This is a genomic window from Hoeflea sp. IMCC20628 (genome assembly GCF_001011155.1).
Lineage (GTDB): Bacteria > Pseudomonadota > Alphaproteobacteria > Rhizobiales > Rhizobiaceae > Hoeflea.
The window spans coordinates 1495947-1517617 of the sequence record NZ_CP011479.1; the positions used below are offsets into that span (position 1 = coordinate 1495947).

20 protein-coding genes are annotated in these 21671 nt (G+C 58.9%); 8 read left to right on the plus strand and 12 right to left on the minus strand.

Annotated features, from left to right (window positions below):
- Window positions 1-6: 6 nt before the first annotated feature.
- Window positions 7-1524, minus strand: coding sequence for a HAMP domain-containing sensor histidine kinase (locus IMCC20628_RS07030; protein ID WP_047032342.1), 1518 nt, complete (start codon window positions 1522-1524; stop codon window positions 7-9).
- Window positions 1525-1669: 145 nt separating this feature from the next.
- Between IMCC20628_RS07030 and IMCC20628_RS07035 the strand changes: the two genes are divergently transcribed.
- From IMCC20628_RS07035 to IMCC20628_RS07055, 5 genes are all read left to right on the plus strand, one after another.
- Window positions 1670-2266: a thermonuclease family protein gene (locus IMCC20628_RS07035; RefSeq protein WP_047029629.1), complete on the plus strand. Its 597-nt coding sequence runs from the start codon at window positions 1670-1672 to the stop codon at window positions 2264-2266.
- 30 nt (window positions 2267-2296) lie between these two features.
- Window positions 2297-2908 carry a glutathione S-transferase gene (locus IMCC20628_RS07040; RefSeq protein WP_047029630.1) on the plus strand — a complete coding sequence of 204 codons (612 nt, stop codon included), beginning with the start codon at window positions 2297-2299 and terminating at the stop codon, window positions 2906-2908.
- Between the two features lie 15 nt (window positions 2909-2923).
- On the plus strand, window positions 2924-3586 hold the full coding sequence (locus IMCC20628_RS07045) for a uracil-DNA glycosylase family protein (protein ID WP_047029631.1): 663 nt from the start codon (window positions 2924-2926) through the stop codon (window positions 3584-3586).
- 84 nt (window positions 3587-3670) lie between these two features.
- Window positions 3671-4159 carry an Lrp/AsnC family transcriptional regulator gene (locus IMCC20628_RS07050; protein ID WP_047029632.1) on the plus strand — a complete coding sequence of 163 codons (489 nt, stop codon included), beginning with the start codon at window positions 3671-3673 and terminating at the stop codon, window positions 4157-4159.
- Window positions 4160-4268: 109 nt separating this feature from the next.
- Window positions 4269-4724: a hypothetical protein gene (locus IMCC20628_RS07055; protein WP_047029633.1), complete on the plus strand. Its 456-nt coding sequence runs from the start codon at window positions 4269-4271 to the stop codon at window positions 4722-4724.
- Here IMCC20628_RS07055 and IMCC20628_RS07060 read toward each other — a convergent pair.
- Together IMCC20628_RS07060 and IMCC20628_RS07065 are read right to left on the minus strand one after the other, a co-directional pair.
- Window positions 4721-5452, minus strand: coding sequence for a DNA alkylation repair protein (locus IMCC20628_RS07060; RefSeq protein WP_047029634.1), 732 nt, complete (start codon window positions 5450-5452; stop codon window positions 4721-4723). The genes IMCC20628_RS07055 and IMCC20628_RS07060 overlap by 4 nt on opposite strands.
- 1 nt (window position 5453) lies before the next feature.
- Window positions 5454-6323 (minus strand): NAD(P)-dependent oxidoreductase, encoded by an 870-nt coding sequence (locus IMCC20628_RS07065; RefSeq protein ID WP_047029635.1) that lies wholly within the window; start codon window positions 6321-6323, stop codon window positions 5454-5456.
- A 94-nt stretch (window positions 6324-6417) separates the two neighbouring features.
- On the opposite strand from IMCC20628_RS07065, the gene IMCC20628_RS07070 reads away from it, so the two are divergent.
- A complete protein-coding gene (locus IMCC20628_RS07070) occupies window positions 6418-8880 on the plus strand; it encodes a penicillin acylase family protein (RefSeq protein WP_052766333.1) in 2463 nt (820 codons plus the stop codon).
- Between the two features lie 175 nt (window positions 8881-9055).
- Here the strand turns inward: IMCC20628_RS07070 and IMCC20628_RS07075 are convergent, their stop codons facing one another.
- Complete coding sequence (locus IMCC20628_RS07075; RefSeq protein ID WP_047029636.1) at window positions 9056-10003, minus strand: DUF6792 domain-containing protein; 948 nt, start codon at window positions 10001-10003, stop codon at window positions 9056-9058.
- 341 nt (window positions 10004-10344) lie between these two features.
- Here IMCC20628_RS07075 and IMCC20628_RS07080 point away from each other — a divergent pair, with 341 nt between their 5' ends.
- Both IMCC20628_RS07080 and IMCC20628_RS07085 read left to right on the plus strand, forming a co-directional pair.
- On the plus strand, window positions 10345-11166 hold the full coding sequence (locus IMCC20628_RS07080; RefSeq protein WP_245307891.1) for an aldo/keto reductase: 822 nt from the start codon (window positions 10345-10347) through the stop codon (window positions 11164-11166).
- Between the two features lie 207 nt (window positions 11167-11373).
- Window positions 11374-13233 carry an ABC transporter ATP-binding protein gene (locus IMCC20628_RS07085; protein WP_047029638.1) on the plus strand — a complete coding sequence of 620 codons (1860 nt, stop codon included), beginning with the start codon at window positions 11374-11376 and terminating at the stop codon, window positions 13231-13233.
- Between the two features lie 32 nt (window positions 13234-13265).
- Here IMCC20628_RS07085 and IMCC20628_RS07090 read toward each other — a convergent pair whose 3' ends face one another.
- The 8 genes from IMCC20628_RS07090 to IMCC20628_RS07125 form a co-directional block, all read right to left on the minus strand.
- Window positions 13266-14396 carry a TauD/TfdA family dioxygenase gene (locus IMCC20628_RS07090; protein ID WP_047029639.1) on the minus strand — a complete coding sequence of 377 codons (1131 nt, stop codon included), beginning with the start codon at window positions 14394-14396 and terminating at the stop codon, window positions 13266-13268.
- A gap of 236 nt (window positions 14397-14632) precedes the next feature.
- Complete coding sequence (locus IMCC20628_RS07095) at window positions 14633-15445, minus strand: methyltransferase domain-containing protein (protein ID WP_047029640.1); 813 nt, start codon at window positions 15443-15445, stop codon at window positions 14633-14635.
- 63 nt (window positions 15446-15508) lie between these two features.
- A complete protein-coding gene (locus tag IMCC20628_RS07100; RefSeq protein ID WP_047029641.1) occupies window positions 15509-16339 on the minus strand; it encodes an ABC transporter permease in 831 nt (276 codons plus the stop codon).
- Window positions 16336-17136 carry an ABC transporter permease gene (locus IMCC20628_RS07105; RefSeq protein WP_047029642.1) on the minus strand — a complete coding sequence of 267 codons (801 nt, stop codon included), beginning with the start codon at window positions 17134-17136 and terminating at the stop codon, window positions 16336-16338. Before IMCC20628_RS07105 ends, IMCC20628_RS07100 begins: the two co-directional genes overlap by 4 nt.
- 101 nt (window positions 17137-17237) lie before the next feature.
- Complete coding sequence (locus IMCC20628_RS07110) at window positions 17238-17981, minus strand: ABC transporter substrate-binding protein (protein ID WP_245307936.1); 744 nt, start codon at window positions 17979-17981, stop codon at window positions 17238-17240.
- 295 nt (window positions 17982-18276) lie between these two features.
- Window positions 18277-19497, minus strand: a complete 1221-nt coding sequence (locus tag IMCC20628_RS07115; RefSeq protein WP_047029644.1) for a multidrug effflux MFS transporter — start codon at window positions 19495-19497, stop codon at window positions 18277-18279.
- 435 nt (window positions 19498-19932) lie between these two features.
- The gene (locus IMCC20628_RS07120; protein ID WP_047029645.1) at window positions 19933-20841 is read right to left on the minus strand and encodes a DMT family transporter; all 909 of its coding nucleotides are present in this window, start codon (window positions 20839-20841) and stop codon (window positions 19933-19935) included.
- Window positions 20842-20991: 150 nt separating this feature from the next.
- The gene (locus IMCC20628_RS07125; RefSeq protein WP_047029646.1) at window positions 20992-21621 is read right to left on the minus strand and encodes a hypothetical protein; all 630 of its coding nucleotides are present in this window, start codon (window positions 21619-21621) and stop codon (window positions 20992-20994) included.
- Between the last annotated feature and the right edge of the window lie 50 nt (window positions 21622-21671).

Consider the following 21671-nt stretch of genomic DNA (forward strand, 5'->3'; position numbering starts at 1 on the left):
TGGGCTCTATCGAAAGACGCGCTTTTTCTTTTGTGCTGCGCCCGGCAGGCCCTCGACCGGGGCCATGCTTTCGAGCACCCGCTCGCGCGGCAGAATGGCTATGCCCTCGGTGCCCTCGCGTAATTTCGATTTGAGCACGAATTCGCCGCCGTGCTTAGCCAGGATCGCCTGGACAATTGGAAGGCCGAGGCCTGTGCCCTGTTCGGCGCTCTTGATGGCGATGGAGCCCTGACCAAAGGCCGCCAGCACAACAGGGATTTCCTCCTCGGCGATGCCGGGGCCGTTGTCCTTGATTGCCAGATACTGGCCGCCACCGGCTGTCCAGCCGAGCTTGACCTTGATCTCGCCACCAGAGGGGGTGAATTTCACCGCATTTGACAACAGGTTGAGGATGACCTGACGCATCGATTTTTCATCGGCCCAGACCATCGGCATCTTTTCTTCAAAAGATTCTGTAATGCTGATGTTCTTGCTGCGCGCCTTGAGCTGCACCAAGCCGATGCAATCTTCTGCAATATCAGACAGCGCAAGGGCATTTTCATTCAACTCGTACCGGCCCGCCTCGATGCGTGAAAGGTCGAGAATCTCGTTGATCAGGTTGAGCAGGTGCTGACCTGAGCGGTGAATATCACCGACATATTCCTTGTAACTTTCGTTCTCCATCGGGCCGAGCACTTCGCCCGACATGACTTCGGAAAAGCCGAGGATGGCATTGAGCGGGGTTCTGAGCTCATGGCTCATGGAGGCCAGAAACCGCGATTTGGCGAGATTGGATTCCTCGGCGCGGCGCCGGGCTTCGTCCGACACTGATTTTGCTACTTCCAGTTCGGCGATAAGATCGTCCTTCTCGGTCTGGTAACCGAGCATCTTGACGTTTGTTATATAGAGCCGCCGTGACATGAAGATGAAGAACAGCGCGACTGCCAAAATCATCGCCAGCACGGAAAAGTCCGAAACATCGCGGGTCATGCCTGCGCGCAGGGCCAACACAAGAACCACAGGTATGACTGCAACAAGAAGGGCATGGCGCAGGGCAAATGTCGCCATGGCGGTGGCGGCCAGTGCAATCAACAACACGGCGGATTTGTAAAAATTGAAGGTGTCACCCTGACAGGTGGTGCAGTCCTGATAGGCAAATACTGCCCAGCAGAGGCCAATGATAACAAAGACGCCGAGGAAGCGGTGGCGCCAATGCTCGGCGGTCTGCTCTGCAATGGTCTCCCGTGAGGCCCGCCGCGCCATCAGAACCAGTCCGGCATAGACAAACATCGTCGCCAGCGCCCAGGCCAGAAGCCAAATCGCATCGTCGAACCAAAGCCCGGCGATTGCGGCCAGCATGACGAGCACCGGAGGGGCCGCAGCGCCCTGCAACACAGCGTTGATGTGGAGCCGGAACATTTCATTGTCGAAGGCCGGCGTTATCTCGCGCCCATGCTGCAACCGTTCACGCTGGGCGCGCACGGCTTTGACCACCGCTGCGTTCTTGTGCGTACGCGAGCGGTCGACAATGTTCTTGTCGGTCATGGTCTGCGGATTTGACACTTGGTTTTCCGATGTCTCCAATTCTGCCAGTAAAACTAACCGTCAATGTTTAAGAACCTGTTTGCAATTTTGCCAAACCACACATCAATGCGCTTGAGCCGGAGAATGAAACAGGGTCATTTGCGTCATGGCATTCCGAACCCGATTCGCGTCGAGACGACGCTCCGGCTGGCGCAGATATCTTGATCTTGGCGTGGCGATGCTGGTGATTGCCGGCGTCGCTTTTGTTGCCGCGCGCATGGATCATTTCGCCGGGGATGAGATCAGCGGTGCCGCGCGGGTGGTGGATGGCGACAGCCTGGCTATCGGTAAACGGCGGTTGCGGCTCAAGGGTATTGATGCACCGGAATTGAAACAGCGTTGTCACAGGGACGGGTTTGAGTACGGCTGCGGTATCGAGTCAGCCTCCTATTTGCGAGGTTTGGTCGGCAAGCATCTCATTGAGTGCAAAGGCGAGGGGATGGATCGCTATGGCCGCGATCTGGTTCGATGCAAGTCAGGCGGCGTTGATCTCAATGAGACCATGGTGCGGTCGGGACATGCGATCGCTTTTGGTGATTATGGGTGGGCCGAAACTGCCGCAAGATCTGAAGCGGTCGGGCTTTGGGCCGGCGATTTTCAGACACCGAAACAATGGCGGGTAATCCATGGCGGGCTCAGCGAAGACCTGCATGCGGGTTTTGCCACGCTGATGGCTTTCCTGCGGCGGCTGTTTGATGTCTGATTGAAATGTTCAACAAGGGAGAGAAATCAAATGAAGCTCTATGATGGTGGACGCGCGCCAAATCCGCGACGGGTGAATGTATTTCTGGCGGAGAAGGGAATCGAGGTCGAGAGAGTGCCGGTGGACATGGGGCAACTGGGCCACAAATCCGCCGAGGTGACCGAGCTCAATCCGCTGCAGAGATTACCGGTGCTGGTTCTCGATGATGGCACGGCACTCTCCGAATCGGTGGCGATCTGCCGCTATCTCGAGGAACTTCATCCCGAACCACGGCTGATGGGCGGGGATGCGAAGGACAAGGCAATCGTCGAGATGTGGAACCGTCGGATGGAACACCATTTTCTCGCCGCTGTCGCCAACGCGTTCCGGCACACCCATCCGGCGATGAAAGATTGGGAAGTGCCGCAGGTTGCTGAATGGGGCGAGATCAACCGGCCCAAGGCGGTTGCGTTTCTGGAAATGATGGATCAGGAACTGGCAAATCATGAGTTCATAGCGGGCGACCGCTACACCATTGCCGATATCACCGGCATGATCGCCTTTGACTTCATGAAGCCGGCGCGGATCGACCGGCCGGAGCATCTGACCAACGTCATGCGCTGGTACCGGGCGGTATCCGCGCGTCCGAGCGCACAGGCATAATGGGACGGGTGTGGCATGAGCACTGGAGAGCGCGCGCTCGAGTTGTTGCTGGCTGATATTGCGGCCTGCCGGATATGTCGCGACTGCCCCGAGGGCGGTCCGGACAAGGCGCTGCCGCATGAGCCGCGTCCGGTCTGCGTCGCATCCGCCAGCGCGCCGATCCTGATTGCCGGCCAGGCGCCCGGCGCGCGGGTGCACCGCAGCGGCCAACCATTCACCGATCCGTCCGGCGACCGGCTGCGAGACTGGCTCGGCGTTGATGCGCCAGCGTTCTACGATCCGGCCAAGTTTGCCATCGTGCCGATGGGGTTCTGCTTTCCCGGCAATGACGCCAAGGGAGGGGATCTGCCACCGCGGCGGGAATGCGCACCGGCCTGGCGGAGCCAGGTGATGGACCTGATGCCGCAACTCAAGCTGATCCTGGTCATCGGCCAGTATGCACAAGCTTGGCATCTCGGGCCATTGCGGCAGAAAACGCTGACCGAGACGGTGCGTAACTGGCGGGAAATCATCGACGTGGGCGATCCGAACTGTCCGGTGGTACCGCTGCCGCATCCGTCCTGGCGCAACAGCGGCTGGATCCGCAAGAACCCCTGGTTTGAAGCCGAGCTGTTGCCGGAGCTCAAACAACGGGTCGCGACTCTGGTTTCACCGAAAGATGGAATCGTTTCCTCATGATAGATTGATTTGAGGTAAAATAATCTTTGTGGAGTATGCGCTGGCGCGATATCAGGGAGGATAATCCCGTTTTTGGAGACTCTCATGGACCGCCTCGACCGCAAGATCCTACGCCTGTTGCAGGAAGATTCGACTTTGGCTGTTGCCGAAATCGCCAAGAAGGTGGGGCTTTCCACAACACCGTGCTGGCGTCGTATTCAGAAGCTGGAAGAAGATGGTGTCATCAAGCGGCGCGTGGCGCTGCTTGATCCGGTGGCGGTCAATGCCAAGGTGACGGTGTTCGTGTCGATCCGTACCAACTCGCACTCCAATGAGTGGCTGAAACGGTTCTCCGAGGTCATCACCGAGTTTCCCGAGGTGGTGGAATTCTACCGGATGAGCGGCGATGTCGATTACCTGTTGCGCGTGGTGGTGCCCGATATTGCTGCCTATGACGCCTTCTACAAGCGGCTGATCGCCAAGATCGAGATTCGTGACGTATCGTCGTCCTTCGCCATGGAGCAGATCAAATACACGACGCAGTTGCCGCTGGATTATTTGCAGATGGCCAAGGAAAAACCTGAAACCAGCTGATGGCGTGACAAACCGCGCCTGTCCTTTGCTTTCAAAATATGCAATTATTCCAATGTAATTTGCTGCGCATTGGTCGCGGCGGGACAAACCATTGGGAAGGACCGATGTCATGAGAGGTTTTGTTTTCGGACTTGGGCTGGCGACGCTTGCCGCGATACCTGCGCAGGCCGCCGGCGAGGACGTTTTCACGGTTGTTGCAGAGGTGCCGTTTGCCGATGCCGCGCAGGGCGTCAATGACGCGATCATCAACAAGGGTTTCAAGGTTGATTATCACGGCTTCATCGGCGAAATGCTCAAGCGTACCGCCGGTGATGTCGGGGCCACCAAGGAACTCTACACCGACGCCGAATTCTTTACCTTCTGCTCGGCAGTTGTGTCGCGCGACGTGATGGAAGCCGATATCGGCGACATCGCTTACTGCCCCTATGTGGTGTTTGTCTATGAGGATGCCGCGACGCCTGGCAAGGTGACCATAGGTCACCGCAACCTGCCCGAAGGCGGTGCCCGTGATCAGGTCAACGAGTTGCTTGGCGACATCGTCAAGACTGCGGCTGACGGGTTTTAATAGCGACGGGTCTGAAGCTGCTTTGAGATCAGGCGCTGTCGGATTTTTTCGTCCGTCAGCTCCCTGACCGCGTCCTTGCCGATCCAGCGGGCGGTCGTATCATCGGAAGCTGCGAGTTGTTCGGCCAGAGTGAGAGCTGGCCCGTGCAGGGTCATTGAGCGTTTGCCGATCTGCCGCAATGCCCAATTGACTGCCTTTTTGACGAAATTGCGCGGGTCAGTGGTGTATTGCTCGACCAAAGGCAGAAAGCGCAGGAATTCTGCGTCGTCGCGCTTTTTCAGATGAACCGCGCCCCAGGCGATCATGGCGAAGGCGGTGCGGCGGACGAACTCCCGCTCGTCTGCGGCGAACTCCGGAACCAGCTCATCGAGATGACCGGCATCGACGAACAGATCGGCGGCGTGATCGACTATCTCCCAGCTGTTGAAATCGGCGGCCATGTCCCGTGCCTGTGCCGGGCTCAGCCGGCGTGGTTCTTCGGTGAACAAGGCCAGAATCATGGCCTCGCGCATCCCGGTCTGCCAGAGTTGCTCCGCGCGCTCATGATTGCGGCCCAGTGTCTTGCCAAAAGGTCTCAGCGCCGCATTGCCGACGCCATAGGCCTTGTCGGTATTGATGCCGAAGCGCGCCATGCCGGCAAGATTGTCCGCCGACCCGCTTGCCTCAATCCATGCCAGGATTTCGGGCACGGTGTAATCGGCGTTTTGCGGTGGCCGGCGGACAGGCATTTTATTTTTCCAGGCGTGCCAGCAGCGAGGATGTGTCCCAGCGTTTGCCGCCCATGGCCTGTACGTCGGCGTAGAACTGGTCGACCAGCGCCGTCACCGGCAATGTCGCGCCGTTGTGTTTGGCTTCATTGAGAACGATGTCGAGATCCTTGCGCATCCAGTCGACGGCAAAACCATAATCATACTTGCCGGCATTCATGGTCTTGTAGCGGTTCTCCATCTGCCAGGAGCCTGCTGCGCCCTTGGAAATGACGTCGATCACTTTTTCGATGTCGAGACCGGCCTTCTTGCCGAAATGAATGCCTTCGGCGAGACCCTGGACCAGACCGGCAATGCAGATCTGGTTGATCATCTTGGTGAGCTGACCGCTACCGACCGGGCCCATCAGGCCAACCATGCGGGCATAGGCGTCGATGACGGGGCTGGCTTTATCAAAGGTGGCTTCGTCGCCGCCAACCATGACGGTGAGGGCGCCATTTTCGGCACCGGCCTGGCCACCTGAGACTGGCGCATCAAGGAAGCTGCAGCCCTTGTCGGTGCAGGCATCGGCCAGTTGCCGTGCCACTTCGGCGGACGCGGTGGTGTTGTCGATCAGGATCGAGCCTTTGCTCATGCCATGCAGGACGCCGCCCGGGGCGATGGTGACAGCGCGCAAATCATCGTCGTTGCCGACGCAGGTGAAGACGAAATCGGCGCCCTTGGCAGCCTCGGCCGGGGTGTCGCAGGCAGTGCCGCCAAATTCGTCGGCCCATTTGCGGGCTTTTTCGGCTGTGCGGTTGTAGACCCGCAGTTCATGGCCGCCCTTGGTTTTAAGGTGTCCTGCCATGGGATAGCCCATAACGCCCAAACCGATGAATGCTACTGTTGCCATTTTGCCTATCCTTCTGTCACAAATGCGCTTTACGGTTGACCTGATTGCAAGTTACGTAAAGCAACCCGTCAGCTCCTGGGAGGGACATAAACCAATGATGCGCATCGTCAAAGGGCTTATCAAGTTCATTCTTCTGCTTATCCCTCTGGTTGTGATGGCTGCGGGCGCAGCAATGCTGTGGGCGTCGCGCTCGCAAGCACCAGTTGACGGGGCGATGCAGATTACCGGACTGGGCGCGGAGGTGAGCATCACGCGGGACACAAACGGCGTACCGCACATCAAGGCCAAGACCCGTGCCGATGTTGCCGCCGGGCTTGGTTTTGCCCATGCGCAGGACCGCCTGTGGCAGATGGAAGTCAGCCGCATGGCCGGGCAGGGGCGGTTGTCGGAGATGTTTGGCGAGGCCACTGTCACCACCGATATCTGGCTTCGGACGATGGGTATTCACGAAGCGGCGGAAGCCTCGATGCGGGTGATGGACACGGACACACTGGCGATGCTTGAAGGCTATGCGCGTGGCGTCAATGCCTGGATGGAGCGCACGCCACAGGTGTTTTCGTCCAGATTACCGCCGGAATATCTGATCCTCGGTTACAGGCCCGAACCCTGGAGAGCCGTCGACAGCCTGACCGCCATCAAGATGATGTCGATTTCGCTGGCGGAAAATCTCGGTGAAGAGGCGCTGCGGCTCGGGTTTCGCCGGATCGGGCTGAGCGACGCTGAAGTGCGGGATCTTCTGCCCTATCAGGATACCGACACCCCGCCGCCGATGCCTGATCTGAGTGCACTGCTCGGGCTTGATACAAAGCCGATCGGCGAGACTGTGACAACGGCCAATGCTTCTGACGCCTTTGCCGGCATCAACGGCATGCTGTCCACCGGCGCCTCCAATAATTGGGTGATTTCAGGTGACCGCACCCAATCCAGCCTGCCGGTTCTGGCCAATGATCCGCATCTGAGCCTGATGGCGCCGTCGGTCTGGTATCTGGCCCATCTCGAGGTGACCGAAGAGTTTGACGAGCCGCGACATCTGATCGGCCCGTCGCTGCCGGGAACGCCGTTTGTGCTTTTAGGCCGCGGCAATGACATTGCCTGGGGATTTACCAACACCGCCACCGACGCACAGGACGTATTTGTCGAACGGATCAATCCCGACAACCCGGATCAATATCTGACGCCGACAGGCTGGGCGTTGTTCGGCAGCCAAGAGGAAATTATCAAGGTTCGTGGCGGCGAGGATCAGAGTTTTACCCGCCGCTGGACCCGGCATGGCCCGGTGTTTCCGGCGAGCTACAAGCATTTTGACAAGCTCTTGCCGGAAAACACTGTTGCGGCGCTGCAATGGGTGGCGCTGGCCCATGATGACACCACGGCGATGGCCGGCACGCAGTTGTTCGACATGCGCACTGTGGAGGATTTCCAGACCGGGTTTGAAGCTTTTCTAACGCCGATGCAGTCGATGGTGGTGGCCGACAGGTCTGGCAATATCGGTTTTGTCGCTGCCGGACGGGTGCCGCAGCGCGATCCGGCCAACCGGCTGATGGGCCGCGCGCCGGCGCCCGGCTGGAACGCGATTTACGACTGGCGCGGCTATGTACCCTACAAGGATCTGCCACAGCAGACCAATCCCGACAGCGGGTTGATTGCCACCGCCAACACCAAGATTGTTGGTCCGGATTATCCGGTGCATCTGACATTCGACTGGGAAGAACCCTACCGGCAGAACCGCATCGAAACGCTGATCAACGGATTTGAGGGCAAACACACAGCAGCGATGTCGCAGCAGATGCAGGCGGATGTGTTTTCGCCGACTTTTGCGGATCTCAAGCCACGCATGCTCAAGGCGTTGGAGGGCGAGAGCCTGACAGATGCCGATCAGGTGCTGGTTGCGCAGATTGCTGCCTGGGACGGCGAGATGGCGCGCGACAATATGGAACCCTTGCTGTTCATCGCCTGGGTGCGCCAGATGATGAAATTGAGCTTTGAGGACGATCTCGGCTTCCTGTTCAAGGACTGGTTCAAACTGCGCGGACGGGTGCTGGAGCACCTGCTTGATGGCAAAACCGCGCGCAACTGGTGCGACGTCAAAACCACCGATTCCGAGGAAAGCTGCGACCAGATCGTCACGCAGGCCTTTGTCGCGGCTGTCGCAGACCTGTCGACCCGCTATGGCGAGGCGCCCGGCAGCTGGCGCTGGGGTTCGGCGCATTTTGCCAAGGGCGCGCATCGCCCGTTTGGCGAAGTCGCCGCACTCAGGGGCTTCTTCAATGTCGAAGTCGAAAGCGGCGGCGGGCCGTTCACGTTGGATCGTGGCCGCACCCAGATCCAGGATGACGAAGATCCCTATGCCAATACCAATGCGGCAAGCTATCGCGGCATCTTCGATATGGCCGATCTCGACCGCGCCACCTATATCCAGACCACGGGCCAGTCGGGCAATGTGTTCTCAGGCCACTACAGTGATTTCGCGCCACTTTGGGCCGATGTTAAGTCGATCGAGATCCCGGCGACCGATGTAGCTGATCCGGAAGGCGTGTGGAGCCTGAGCCCGGGATGAGACGGCTGGTCCAGCAGGTGCTCCGGCGGCGGCCTTGAGAAACGGCCATCTGCCAGGTCTGTTCGAGCTTTCGGAGCCAGATCAATAGCTGTAGGTCTTGCCTGTCTTGATCGCCTTGCGAAGCCAGGTTTCAAGTCAGCTCGCGCTTCCGCCGGCCGCTGCCAGGCGCTGCTTGTTACTGATTGCCTAGGGCGCAGGCTAGATCGTCAATGCTGTGCTGGGTCACCAGCCCGCGGGTGCCGAAGTTGTAGGTTGCTTCCACAATTTTCGGATTTTTCTCCAGCACCGGAAAGATCATCTTCATGAAGGACCGCAGCAAGGCAAGAATTTCGCCCCGTTCGCTGATTCGGTAGATCCGCATGCCCATCTTGTTCTTGTCGCGATTCAGGACATCATAATACCCGGTGACGCTGGACCCGTTGAAGGAATAGACGCGTTTGATGTGTTCGCTGGCGTAGCCTGCCTGTTGCGCCAGTCCGCCGCCAAGTGAATGCCCGGCGGCAATGAATTCGGGTTCTCCAAGTTCCTGCAATTCGGGATGTTCGATCATGACATTGTTCACGACGTGATTTGTTACGGTGCGTGTGAGGTCATACTGGTCCCAGCCGGAGCTGAAATACCTGGTGAACCAGCGGACATTGCTCCACCAATCGCCAATCGTATGCGTGCCCCGGAACACAAGGGCGATCTGGAGTTTGCCAATGCCGGCGGGACGATACCAGATCCCATAGACCAACGGGCCATCCCATCCAGCCTGGTCGCGCGCATTGTCGTCCGGTTTGGTCGGGTCTGTGTCAGAGGGTGGCAGAAGCTTCCAGTCGGAAAGGATCGCACCCAGATCGCAGGTCGATTGTTCAGTCTTGGCGTCGCCCTTGTGGGGCAGGCGATAGACTTCAGCGCTCATTGAAGCGAAATATTTGGCTTCATAGAGTTCGTATGCGGTTGTTCCGTTCTTCAAATCCTCAACCGATTCGAGCAGTCCGGCGATCCGCGAATATCCCTTTTCGAGGGTGAGTATGTTGTAGGCTCTCACACCCAGTAACCACACTATGGCGAAGAGCAGGAAGGCGCTCTGAAAAGGGTGGTTCTGGATGGCGTCAATGATTGCGCGAAATATACCCATGATCTTGCCCCGTCACTCTCGCGTTACCTGTATCGAGAACTTGCCGGGAACTGGAAAATCAAGCTCAACACAAGATGGCGCAAGTGCAAATGCAGACATATAGGGCTTTAGATTGAGACGGTGTTCGCATCTTGCTGCGGTCAAACATGAAACCGCCCTAGATCGTTGCGGGGAGCAGCGGCGGTGCGAGCTCTTTGGCATGACCGGGCGACACCAAGCCAGGGTCGCCATTGAGGGTGGGTGCCTTCATGGCTATAAGAATGTTGCCGCAAGCGAAGCCGGTCGGCTGGCGTAGCTTGGAGAGGCCAGGATGCATGACAGCGAGATGACCAATGACAAAAATGAACTCAATCCCTTTTCATGACGGATATTCCATCCCGCAGCTTGGATTCGGCATCTGGCAGATCCCGCAGGACGAAACCGCTGCAGCCGTTCAAAGCGCGCTGAGCCTCGGCTACCGGCTGATCGACGGCGCCTTCATTTACGGCAATGAGACCGGGCTGGGCGAGGGACTGAAGCGCTCGGATGTGCCGCGCGAGGAGGTGTTTGTCACCACCAAGGTGTGGAACAACTCGCATGGTCGCGACACGGCGCGTGCCTCGGTCGAGCGCAGCCTGAAGAACATCGGCGTCGATCAGCTTGATCTGGTGCTGATCCACTGGCCGGTGCCGAGCCAGAACCTCTATGTCGAGACCTGGGAGGCCTTGATCGAGATGCGCGATGAAGGTCTGATGCGCTCGATCGGCGTGTCGAACTTCAACGTCGATCATCTGGAGCGGATCGTTGAGGCCACCGGTGAAGCGCCGGTGCTCAACCAGATCGAGATCAATCCGCAGCTGCAGCAGCCGGAGCTGCGTGCGGCCTGTGATGCGCACAAGATCGTTCCCCAGGCCTGGACGCCTCTGGGCAATGGCAAGTCGTTTGACGCCGAGCCGATCAAGGCTGCCGCCGCGCGCACCGGCAAGAGTCCGGCGCAAGTTGTGCTGCGCTGGCATGTCCAGCTCGGCCACGCGGTGATCACGCGCTCGGTCAATCCCGGCCGCCAGGCGGAAAACCTCGATGTGTTCGATTTCACGCTCACCGACGACGAGATGAGCGCCATCGCAACCCTTGATGTCGGCCTGCGCTGCGGACCGGATGCGACGGTGTTCAAGCTGATGTAAGGCCGGTCCACTTCGGAGCAGACAAACCCGACCCGCCAGCTGCAGACCGCATCTGGCGGGTTTTTGTTGGTCAGGACTGAACAGGTCAGAGGACGGATGCGGGCGGACAGGGCCGTGCCGTATGCAGCCGCACGTATTGCAATTACAACATGCACGTCATTGTGTGCTTTAATCCCGGCGGTTCCAACGGGCCTCAAGAGAACCGCCATGTCGTTGTCAGATTTCGTTTTTCGACCCTTCGAAACGATGGTCCGTCCGCTGGACATTCCCTGCACGCCATTGCCGACAGATGGGCCATTCGCGTTGGTCATGCATTTTGTGCGGCTTTTCCGCGGCGTACTCCTGACCGTGACCATCCTGATGGTTGCAATCGAGTCGATCAACCTGGCGACGATCTGGGGAGTTTCCTTTGTCGTTGACGGGATTGATACAAAGGGCGCAGCGGTCTTCCTTCAAGAGGAATGGCCGGTCCTGATGGCTCTTGGACTTCTGGTGTTTCCGCTGATGCCGGTTCTGATCTTTCTCGCCAACACCATCAATTCGCTGGTGGTGGCAGTCAGCATGCCGACGGCGATGGCGTGGCAGGGCCACAAGGCGGTGGAGCGGCAAGACCTCTCCTTCTTCCACGACATGTTCGCAGGCCAGGTGGCTTCGCGCATTGGGCAGGTCGCTTCCGCCGTGCAGCAGCAGATCGTCGTCGCCTTCTACCACGTCCCCTATATTGCCATGAAGTTTGTCGGCTCGCTGGTGCTGCTCGCCACACTTTCATGGCCGCTGGCGGTTCCTGTGGTTGTCTGGATCGCAGCCAACGTCGTTGTTTCGGTGGTTGCCGTGCCGCATTTTGCTGCGCGCTCCCGTCACACGGCGCGCGCCCGCAGCATGGTCGTCGGAGCGATGACCGACCTCTACGCCAATATCCAGATGGTCAAGTTGTTTGCCGCCGAGGACAGTGAGGCGGGCCTGATGCGCAAGGTGATTGGCGAATCCATCCACACCCAGCAATTGGAACGCCGGGTTCATCTGACAACCGACATCACCGTAGTGTTGCTCAACGTGCTTCTGTTGCTGGCAAATGTCGCCATTGGCGTGTGGGGACTTGTCTCCGGCTTCGTCACGATCGGCGAATTTGCGGCATCGATCGCCATCGTCCTGAGGCTGACTGGGAGTTCCCGCGCTTTTCTGGAGATGTGCCAGCAGGTCTTCCAGGCTTTGGGCACAATTCGCGACGCCATGCCGGTCATCACCACACCGCCGACGATCACCAATGCGGCGGGTGCGCGGCCGCTCAAAGTGAGCAAGGGTCATGTCGAGTTCAGGAATGTGGGGTTTGAGTACCGGCAGGACCAACAGGTGATCGGCGACTTGTCGCTGTCGATAGAGCCTGGCGAAAAAGTCGGTCTGGTCGGGCTCTCCGGTGCCGGCAAATCCACCCTGGTCAGTCTGCTGCTGCGCTTCTTCGACGTCCAGGACGGCGCCATCCTGATTGATGGCCAGGATATAAGTGATGTGACCCAGGAGAGCCTGCGCGACCATATCGGCGTGGTGACGCAGGATGTCTCGCTGTTGCATCGATCGGTCGGCGACAATATTCGCTATGGACGGCCCGAAGCTTCGCAGGAGGAGATCAGGCGCGCCGCTGCACTCGCCGAAGCGGAAGGGTTCATCGCCGGGCTGAGCGATATGGAGGGCCGGACCGGCTATGACGCATTTGTCGGCGACCGTGGGGTCAAGCTCTCCGGCGGACAGCGCCAGCGCGTGGCCATCGCGCGTGTGTTGCTCAAAGATGCTCCTATCCTGGTGCTAGATGAGGCCACCTCGGCACTCGATAGCGAGGCGGAGGCAGCGGTTCAGGACAAGCTGGCGTTGTTGATGGAGGGCAAGACGGTGATCGCCATTGCCCACCGGCTCTCGACCATTGTCAGCATGGATCGGATCGTCGTGCTGGACGAGGGACGGATCATTGAACAGGGACCGCCGGCTGAGCTGCTGGAACGCGACGGGCTTTATGCCCGGCTGTGGAAACGGCAGACAGGCGGCTACATTCCCAACGAGATCAAGCGGGCCTGAACCGCACATCTGGTGCGGCTCAGGCTGGCCGGTTACGCAGCGTTTGCGGCGGTTGTCCGGCGTGCCAGTTGGCGCAGGCGGGAGGAGAATTCGCCGCGGTCGACATAGCAGCCGTGCAGATGCCGGTATCCGGTCGACGGATCAAAGGCATCGCGGCCATGCAGCACCCGGCGATTGTCAAATACCACCATCTCGCCAGCTTTCAGCTTCAGCGTCAGGCGGTATTTCGGATCCCGCGTCCTGGCCATATAGGCACGGTAGGCGGGGTAATAGCTCGGCATGATCTCCGGGTTCATGTCGAAAATTGCTGCCAGATGGGCATTGAAGCGGATCTCGATCACCGCTCCGCTGGCGTCCAGCGTGATCACCGGCTCGTGCACCCTGATATCGGCCTCGCCATCATGAAAGCGGAACGGGATCGGCACCTCGCAGAGCAGACGGAAGGCGTCGGGGTCCTCATTGCGAAGATCCTCGGCCATGGCAAAGCCGTCGGCAAATATCGACCCGCCGCCGGTCGCCTCATTGGCCAGGCAATGCAGGAACTGATAGCCGGGCGGCACCTCCTGGTTGGGCAGATCCGTGCGCAGCGGCAGGGCGACGGAAGTATAGGCCAGATTGTTCAGGTCGGGCTTGTTGACGACTTCAAAGGTGGTGCCGAAATTGGTCTGCCGCAAAAAGCCGATCCGTTCGGCGATATCAACGCCGGCGCCAACCCGGTCCTCCAGATGCTCGACAATCGTGAGGCCCAAGCTGGCAGTGTCGTGCATCCAGGATGTGAGTGCAGCGTCATCCACACCGATCTGGGCCGCCTTGTGGCGTGGGATGCCGGTTGCGCCGAGATCTCCCCGCCAGATGCGTGCCGCAAGAGCGCCGGGATCAGATTCAGGCTGGCCGGGGCGGTGAGCGGTCAGGAGAGACATGGGCATGCGGCTGACATGTCCGTCTGCGTAAGTCAGTTCGGCGGTGTCACCGTCAAGCCGCGCCGTGTCGAGCGCCGGCGCATCCTCCAGGATGAGCAGATCCAGGATCCGCTCTTGGGTTTGCGGGTGCAGCCCGGAAGGGCAGTTGTCGCGCAGCCAGATGGTTGGGTATTTGGTCGAGGTGCCGTCCGTCCAGGTCACGACAAGCGTGTCGGCACGGACCGAAAGGTCAGTCATCATCATGGGAAATCCAATGTGTTTCAGGTGGGCAGGTTCGATCACCAAGGTTTGATAACCTAGGATCGATCGCAAAGGCGCTCACAGGCCGGGGGGTGGCCACCAGCCCTGTGTCTTGCCATAGACCGCGCCGATCGCACGGCCGCCAAGTGAAACAATTGAAATCATGCGCGGATGCTATGCCTGCATCCATCTCCGGGCAAGCGAAATAGATACCGCAGATACCGTGGCGGCATGTTCACCTATCTCTTGCGCGCAATAAACAGATGCCCGGCAATCGGCAGGCCCTGTTCATGGCGGACGACGATGTCCCCGGCTTCCAGACAGTCAAAGCCGGCTGCGTCGAGCGCTTGACGCACATAAGCCTCTGTATGGGCGAAGCGCTGGAAGCCGCCCACGGTGTAGGGACGGCCCTGGAAGTCTTCATCGGGCAGGGTTTCGCTGGAAAAGCAGAACAGCGCGCCGGACAGGACATTTTTTGCCACGGCGACAAATAGCGGTTCGAGTTCGCCCAGATAGGGCAGCACATCGGTTGCGGCGACAAGATCGAAGGTGTCGTCGTCATTGTCTTCGAGATAATCGACGGCGTCGGCAACGTAGAGCGTGTCGTAGAGGCCTTTTTCGTGGGCGATCTCGACCATGTTCTCGGCCAGATCAAGGCCTGTGGCATCGTCGACCATGTCTTCCAGCGCGCCGCCGGTGAGGCCCGTACCGCAGCCCAGATCCAGCAAGCGTTCAAAACTGGTTTCGCCAAGCTCGGTCAGGCGTTGCCTGAGCAGCATCGGCACATGGTACCCCAGGTCTTCGACCAGTACCTTGTCAAACACTTCGGCATGTTGGTCAAACAAGGTTGCCACATAGGCCTCCGGCGCGCGCAGGGGAACATCGCCGCGCTTCATCGAGGCAAGCCGCACCGCAGCGCCGCCGTGATCCTCGGGGTCGAGAGCCAGCACTTCGGCATAGGCCGTTGCGGCGAGGTCGAAATCGCCGGATTTTTCCAGCGCCAGAGCGCGGTTATAGGCTTCTGCCAGTGCATCGTCGTCGGTCTTGGCCATTGCAGCCTCCAAATCTGGTTTCGCGCTCCTTTTACAGAAAGGTGCGGGTGCGGCAAGCGGCGATTATCGCTTGAGGTGGCGCGTGAGCCGCTGCTCCAGTTTTGCCCAGATGTTGCGCAGGGCCTCGACAATGACAAGATAGAACACCGCCGCCCAGATATAGGTCTGGAAATCAAAGGTGCGGGAATAGGCCCGCCGGGTTTCGCCCATCAGGTCAAACACCGTGACAATCGCGACAATCGCCGATCCCTTGATCATCAGGATGATCTCGTTGCCATAGGGGCGCAGCGCCACGATCATCGCCTGCGGCAGAATGATGAGGTGGAAGGTCTGGAATTTTGTCAGGCCCAGGGCTGCGGCGCCTTCATGCTGGCCGCGGGAAACGCTTTCGATGGCGCCACGCAGAATTTCGGCCTGATAGGCGGCGGTGTTCAGTGTGAAGGCGAACAGGGCGCAGTTCCAGGCGTCGCGGAAAAACACCCACAGGCCCAAGGCCTCCATCTGGTCGCGGAAGGTGCCAAAACCGTAATAGATCAGGAACAGTTGCGCGATCAGTGGCGTGCCGCGGAAGAAATAGACATAGCCGTAAGCAATCGAGGACAGGATGCGGCTCGATGACATGCGGCCAATCGCGATGGGGACCGACAACAGCGCTCCCAGCGTGATCGAAATTCCCACAAGAGTCAGCGTGGTGCCAAGGCCCGAAAGGAATTTCGGACCGTAGGTCATCACCTTGTCGATATCCCAGGCATCGACCAGCCACGCCACCAGGGCGATGCCGGCCACCACCCAGATGCCCAGCAAGGTTGCGCCGAGAATTCGCATGCGGCTCCACAGAAATGCCGGAACCGGCGGCGCCGGCTGCGGCTCGATGAGTTCCTTGACCGCGCTCATCGGTTCACTCCCGAACGGCGTACGCGTGTCTCGATTTTCGAGAACACGATCGAGGATACCATTGCCAGGGCCAGGAACAGCAGGCAGGCTATGCCGTAAAAGAAGAATGCCTCCTTGGTCACCTTGGCGGCAATTCCTGTCTGGCGCAGGGTGTCGCCGAGCCCAATGACCGAGATCAGTGCGGTGTCCTTGATCAGGATCATCCAGAGATTGCCCAAACCCGGAAGCGCGATGCGGACAAGTTGCGGCAGGACGATCAGCCGCAAGGTTTTGCCCGGACGCAGGCCAAGGGCGTAGCCGGCCTCATACTGGCCTTTGGGGATCGCCTTGAACGCCGATGACAGCACCTCGCAGGCGTATGCGGAAAACACCAACGACAGCGCCACGGTACCGGCAACGAAGGAGTTGATGTCAAAGCCGCGTTCAAATCCCAGTGCCAGAGCAAGTTCCCGGACCGCAATCTGCAGCCCGAAATAGATCATGAAGATGGTCAGTAGCTCGGGCAGGCCGCGAAAGATGGTGGTGTAGATATTGGCGGCGATCCTGAGTGAGCGAACCTCGGTTTGCTGAGCCAGCGCGAGAAACAGGCCGATCAGCAACCCGATCGGAAGCGTGCACACAGCCAGTGTAATGGTAACAAAGAAGCCCCGAGCAACCTCGTCGCCCCAGCCGGTATCGCCGCAGGACAGAAGCGAATTTTCAGGAAGCAGGTTGAGAAAACCCACCGGTCCGCAAAACGGATCAAGCAGGGATACGAGTGCGTAAAGCTGCCCGCCCAGCGATGCCGTTGATTCCATGCTGTCCCCTGCTGATGGCCGGTTGTCCGGTCTTCTCATAAAAACGGCGGACGAAACATCGCCCGCCGTTTCCGATTTGGTCTTATTTGCTCACGTCCGGCTTAGTCGCCATAGACATCAACGTCAAAATACTTGTCGTTGATGGTCTTGTAGGTTCCGTTTTCGCGGATCGCGGCGATGGCGGTGTTGAACATGTCGCGCAGTTCGGTTTCGCCCTTGCGGATGGCGATGCCGGCGCCTTCGCCGTTGATCACCGGATCCGGTGTCAGGGCGGCAAGCAACTTGCAGCAGTTCTGGCCGTCTTCGGTCTTGAGCCAATCGGAAAGCACGATCACGTCGTCAATGACTGCATCGACGCGACCCGATGCAATGTCGAGCTTGTATTCGTCTGGCGTTGGATAAAGCTTGAGTTCGGCAGACGGAAACTTGGCTTCCGCAAAGTTGGAGTGGGTGGTCGAGGACTGCGCACCGATCACCTTGCCGGCAAGTCCGGCATCGGTTGCGTCGGTGATCTTGCTGTCCTTCGGTACGGCGATAGCCGGCCCGGTGTTGTAGTACTTGTCGGTGAAGTCGACCTTCTCCTTGCGCTCTTCAGTGATCGACATCGACGCGATGATGGCGTCAAATTTGCCGGCCAGAAGTGCTGGAATGATGCCGTCCCAATCCTGGGTGACGAATTCGCACTCGACCTTCATTTCATCGCAAAGCGCCTTGGCGATGTCGATGTCGAAGCCGACAAGGCTGCCATCGGATTCAAGATTGTTGAAGGGCGGGTAAGCGCCCTCTGTGCCGATGATGATCTTCTTCATGCCGCCATGGCTGGCGGCTTGGGCGGGTGCGCCCATCGTCAAGGCAAGTGCGACAGCCGAGACTGCAAGGGTGAAACGCTTGGAAATACGCATAGGTGTCCTCTCTATTGGCAGGATTGCGACTTGTTGCCGTCGCTTTCCGTCGGGTCGCGGATGATGTTGTCCGCGCTGGAGCGAATACTCCCACTGTTTTGTCGGGGATTGCAACAGAAAATCCAGCTTACGCAACATCAAACAAGGTAAGCCGGGGAAAATCAACGCCAAGCTGCTGACGTGCCGAGGAGAGGGCTGGCGCACGCTGCAGCCAACGATGCCTGTGGCCTCAGTTGGCTTAGGCGAGGCGGGCTTCATCTGCCAGGCCACGTTCGATGCGGAGGACATAGAGTGTGGCAAAAACACTGAAGATGGATGAAATCAGCATGACGATGATCAGCGGGTAGGGGCCGGTTTCGACCGACAATATTGCCCCGGCCAATGCAGACAAGCCTGCGCCACCACCGATCATCATTGCGCCGCCGAGGCCCGAGGCCGACCCAGCCAAGTGGGGGCGGACACTGACGATGCCGGCGTTTGCGCTGGGCAGGGTGATTCCGTTGCCCAGACCAACGAAGAAGATCGGACCAAAAAACGACAGCGCATGCCAGACGCCGCCGAGGAAGAGCAGCAGCGAAAGCGTCATGCCGAAGGTGGCGAGGATGCAGCCCGTCACCATCATGCGGTTGATGCCCATCCGACGGGCAAACCGGCCGGAGATGAAATTTCCACACATGTAGCCCAGGGCAATGAAGACGAAGTAGAAGCCCAGTTCCGTGGGTTTCATGCCGAGAATAGCCGTCGAAACAAAAGGCCCGCCGCCGAGGAACGAGAAAAATGAACCAGAAGCGAATGTGGCGGTGAGCGTGTAGCCCCAGAACCGGCGCGATCGGAAAAGTTCGGGATAGGCGCCAAATTGCTTGAGCATGCTGGAAGACCGGGTGAGGTTGGTTTCACCCATATCGGCAAAAGTCAAAACCAGGGTCGCCACCCCGAAAGCAAACAGCAGTGCGAAAGAGGCCTGCCATCCATACAGATCCTCCATGACGCCGCCCAGGGCAGGGCCGATCATCGGCGCCAGGGTCATGCCCATCGTCACATAGCCGATCATCGAGGCTGCCTCTTCCGCCCCGACGATGTCGCGCACGATGGCGCGTGACAGCACAATGCCCGAGACAATGCCTGCCTGCAGCATGCGGGCAGCCAGAAAGCTCTCGACCGTGGGCGCAAATGGCACCAGCGCCGTGGCAACAAGGAAAATCACGATGCTAACCAGCATGACCGGGCGGCGACCGTAACGATCGGATAAGGGGCCGATGATAAGTTGAAGCAGGGCGGTAAAGGCGAGGTAGCCGGAGACGGCCAATTGTACCAGCGCGTAATCGGCTTTGTAATAGGTGGCAATGCCGGGCAGCGACGGCAGAAAAAGGTTCATGTTGAGTGCGCTGAGGCCGGAAATCACGACCAGCGTGATGATGTGTGGCGGCGTCGAACGGTTGAGGAATATCGTCTTGTTCATCTGCAGTCTTTTGTGCTGTCGAACGCGATGATGCAAATGAAATCGGTTGGGCCGTACATCAACCGGCCTGTGTCAGCTTGGGGTGTTCGTTGTGGTGGTTGCATTGGCAATAAATAAGATATACTTTGAAACGCATGTATCATTAGAGGGAATCCATTATTCCTTAGGGGTTTTTTTATTTCCGAATATTGAGTGTTATGGGTGGTGAACAGCATGCCCGACAGCGAAGTTCTCGATCAGTGCCCGTTTTGCAATATGATATGGGGTGAGTGCTCGCATGTGCAGTTGTTGCTTGGGTGGGAGGCGGAAGCCCTTCTAAGAGAAGCGCAATCGGAACTTGGATGTACAGCAGATGCTGATGAACTGCACCAGGCCGATAAACAAGTCCATATCTCGGTTGTCCGGTCTGCTGATTCATCCGTCAAGTAGATCCAGTTACGGTGAATGCCGCGGCGCGGCGCGGCTGGCCGGTTTGGCGCTGCTTTTGATGCGTTCGCGATAGAGCGTATACAGTCCGGATCCGATGACGATGGCACCGCCTGTAATCATGAAGGCGTCGGGGAACTCTCCAAACACCACCATCCCCAGAAGCACCGCCCATAGGAAACCGGTGTAGCGAAAGGGTGCGACAAAGGAGATTTCGCCCTCACGCATCGACATGATGATGAACTGATATCCAATCAGCACCAGGCAGGCAGCGAGGCTGATCAGGCCAAATTCCGAAGCACTCACCGGGTTCCACCCTCCCATAGGCCAGATCAGGAAAAGCCCAGCCAGCGTGACAGCCATCGCCGTCACCGTTGACAGGTAGAGGGACGGGATCCCGGCATGGATCTTGCGGGTGGCGATGTCTCGGGCCGAAGCGAAAACCACGGTCCCGACAATCATCAATGAGTAGGGCGAAAAGCCCTCGACGCCGGGGCGGACGATGATCATCACGCCGGCAAAGCCTGCCAGAATGGCGCCCCACCGCCTCCAGCCAACAGGTTCAGCCAGGAACAGTGCAGCCCCCATGGTGACCGCCAGCGGCAAGGCTTGCAGGATCGCCGAGGCATTGGCGAGCGGGATTTGAGCGAGCCCCATGAGAAAGGTCACTGTTCCGCCCACTTCACCCAAAATGCGAATCGCAACCCATCGGTTGAGCAGAACACGCGGCGGGCGCAGCGCTCGCTGTTGCCGGGCCAGCAGGAAGATCAGCAGCGAGGCGATCAGGCCGCGGAGAAAGATCACCTGCGCGACGCTGAGATCGTTGGTCAGAAGCTTGATGATCGAATCATTGAACGTGAACCCTGCCATCGACAGGGACATGAACAAGGCACCGCGTATATTGGGAGTAAGAGCCATGGAGTATCCGGAAATGGCCGGCATGGAATCGCTGGCTTGATGGTCACGGTAACATTGTTGATGTTTGCGACACAGCCGCGCCGGGTTGCTTATCCATCACGGAAATTGATCGATCAGCAGGCGGTTGGCCCGAAAAAGCCCTGACGGTGCCTATTTGGGCTCTGCGATCTCGATCGCATCATCGTAAACAATGGTCGTCACCTGTACATCATTCGATGGTTCGGGTGCCCAACTGGCGATGCCTTCGGAGAGCTCGATGCGCAGCAGGCTTTTGCCTTCCGGATCGGTCCAGACCGAATAACGCCCGCCCCACCAGGAGCCATATTCGTTGGGTTCAGGCTTCGAGAAGAAACGGAACAGCTTCGCGCTATCCCCGTCGAGCTCCGTTGCGCCCAGACATTCGGGTTCACTGACTGACGCGGCGAGGCGATCGCTGGTGGCGCGGACGAAATCTTCGGGATCGCCCGTGCGGGTGTCGTTGGACCGGGTCCAGGGGCCATCAAAGGTGGGCCCCTGCCAGGACGCGTTGCCAATCGCCATGAAACAGCCATGGGGAGTGCAGTTGATCGAGCGGAGCGGTCCATCCCAGAGAACGTCGGAAGAAGCTGTCTCGGTTCCATCTGTATGGCGGACGATTGTGGTTTCGTGCCGGTTTCCCCTGGTGAACGGGTCCCAGGCGCCGCCGCGGAACAACGTGTCTATTTCCGTGGCGCAATCAGAAGCGGCTGGGGCGGCGAAGGCAACCAGGGAAGCAAGGCAGACAATCAGCATGTGACGCATCGGGTGCTCCTGAAATCTGGCATGGCAACACCGCCATCTCGCATTCCATA

Bases quoted from the DNA above. Each gene is read 5' to 3' on its own strand.
- IMCC20628_RS07030 (WP_047032342.1), bottom strand. From the start codon at position 1,524: ATGACCGACAAGAACATTGTCGACCGCTCGCGTACGCACAAGAACGCA.
- IMCC20628_RS07035 (WP_047029629.1), top strand. From the start codon at position 1,670: ATGGCATTCCGAACCCGATTCGCGTCGAGACGACGCTCCGGCTGGCGC.
- IMCC20628_RS07040 (WP_047029630.1), top strand. From the start codon at position 2,297: ATGAAGCTCTATGATGGTGGACGCGCGCCAAATCCGCGACGGGTGAAT.
- IMCC20628_RS07045 (WP_047029631.1), top strand. From the start codon at position 2,924: ATGAGCACTGGAGAGCGCGCGCTCGAGTTGTTGCTGGCTGATATTGCG.
- IMCC20628_RS07050 (WP_047029632.1), top strand. From the start codon at position 3,671: ATGGACCGCCTCGACCGCAAGATCCTACGCCTGTTGCAGGAAGATTCG.
- IMCC20628_RS07055 (WP_047029633.1), top strand. From the start codon at position 4,269: ATGAGAGGTTTTGTTTTCGGACTTGGGCTGGCGACGCTTGCCGCGATA.
- IMCC20628_RS07060 (WP_047029634.1), bottom strand. From the start codon at position 5,452: ATGCCTGTCCGCCGGCCACCGCAAAACGCCGATTACACCGTGCCCGAA.
- IMCC20628_RS07065 (WP_047029635.1), bottom strand. From the start codon at position 6,323: ATGGCAACAGTAGCATTCATCGGTTTGGGCGTTATGGGCTATCCCATG.
- IMCC20628_RS07070 (WP_052766333.1), top strand. From the start codon at position 6,418: ATGATGCGCATCGTCAAAGGGCTTATCAAGTTCATTCTTCTGCTTATC.
- IMCC20628_RS07075 (WP_047029636.1), bottom strand. From the start codon at position 10,003: ATGGGTATATTTCGCGCAATCATTGACGCCATCCAGAACCACCCTTTT.
- IMCC20628_RS07080 (WP_245307891.1), top strand. From the start codon at position 10,345: ATGAACTCAATCCCTTTTCATGACGGATATTCCATCCCGCAGCTTGGA.
- IMCC20628_RS07085 (WP_047029638.1), top strand. From the start codon at position 11,374: ATGTCGTTGTCAGATTTCGTTTTTCGACCCTTCGAAACGATGGTCCGT.
- IMCC20628_RS07090 (WP_047029639.1), bottom strand. From the start codon at position 14,396: ATGATGATGACTGACCTTTCGGTCCGTGCCGACACGCTTGTCGTGACC.
- IMCC20628_RS07095 (WP_047029640.1), bottom strand. From the start codon at position 15,445: ATGGCCAAGACCGACGACGATGCACTGGCAGAAGCCTATAACCGCGCT.
- IMCC20628_RS07100 (WP_047029641.1), bottom strand. From the start codon at position 16,339: ATGAGCGCGGTCAAGGAACTCATCGAGCCGCAGCCGGCGCCGCCGGTT.
- IMCC20628_RS07105 (WP_047029642.1), bottom strand. From the start codon at position 17,136: ATGGAATCAACGGCATCGCTGGGCGGGCAGCTTTACGCACTCGTATCC.
- IMCC20628_RS07110 (WP_245307936.1), bottom strand. From the start codon at position 17,981: ATGGGCGCACCCGCCCAAGCCGCCAGCCATGGCGGCATGAAGAAGATC.
- IMCC20628_RS07115 (WP_047029644.1), bottom strand. From the start codon at position 19,497: ATGAACAAGACGATATTCCTCAACCGTTCGACGCCGCCACACATCATC.
- IMCC20628_RS07120 (WP_047029645.1), bottom strand. From the start codon at position 20,841: ATGGCTCTTACTCCCAATATACGCGGTGCCTTGTTCATGTCCCTGTCG.
- IMCC20628_RS07125 (WP_047029646.1), bottom strand. From the start codon at position 21,621: ATGCGTCACATGCTGATTGTCTGCCTTGCTTCCCTGGTTGCCTTCGCC.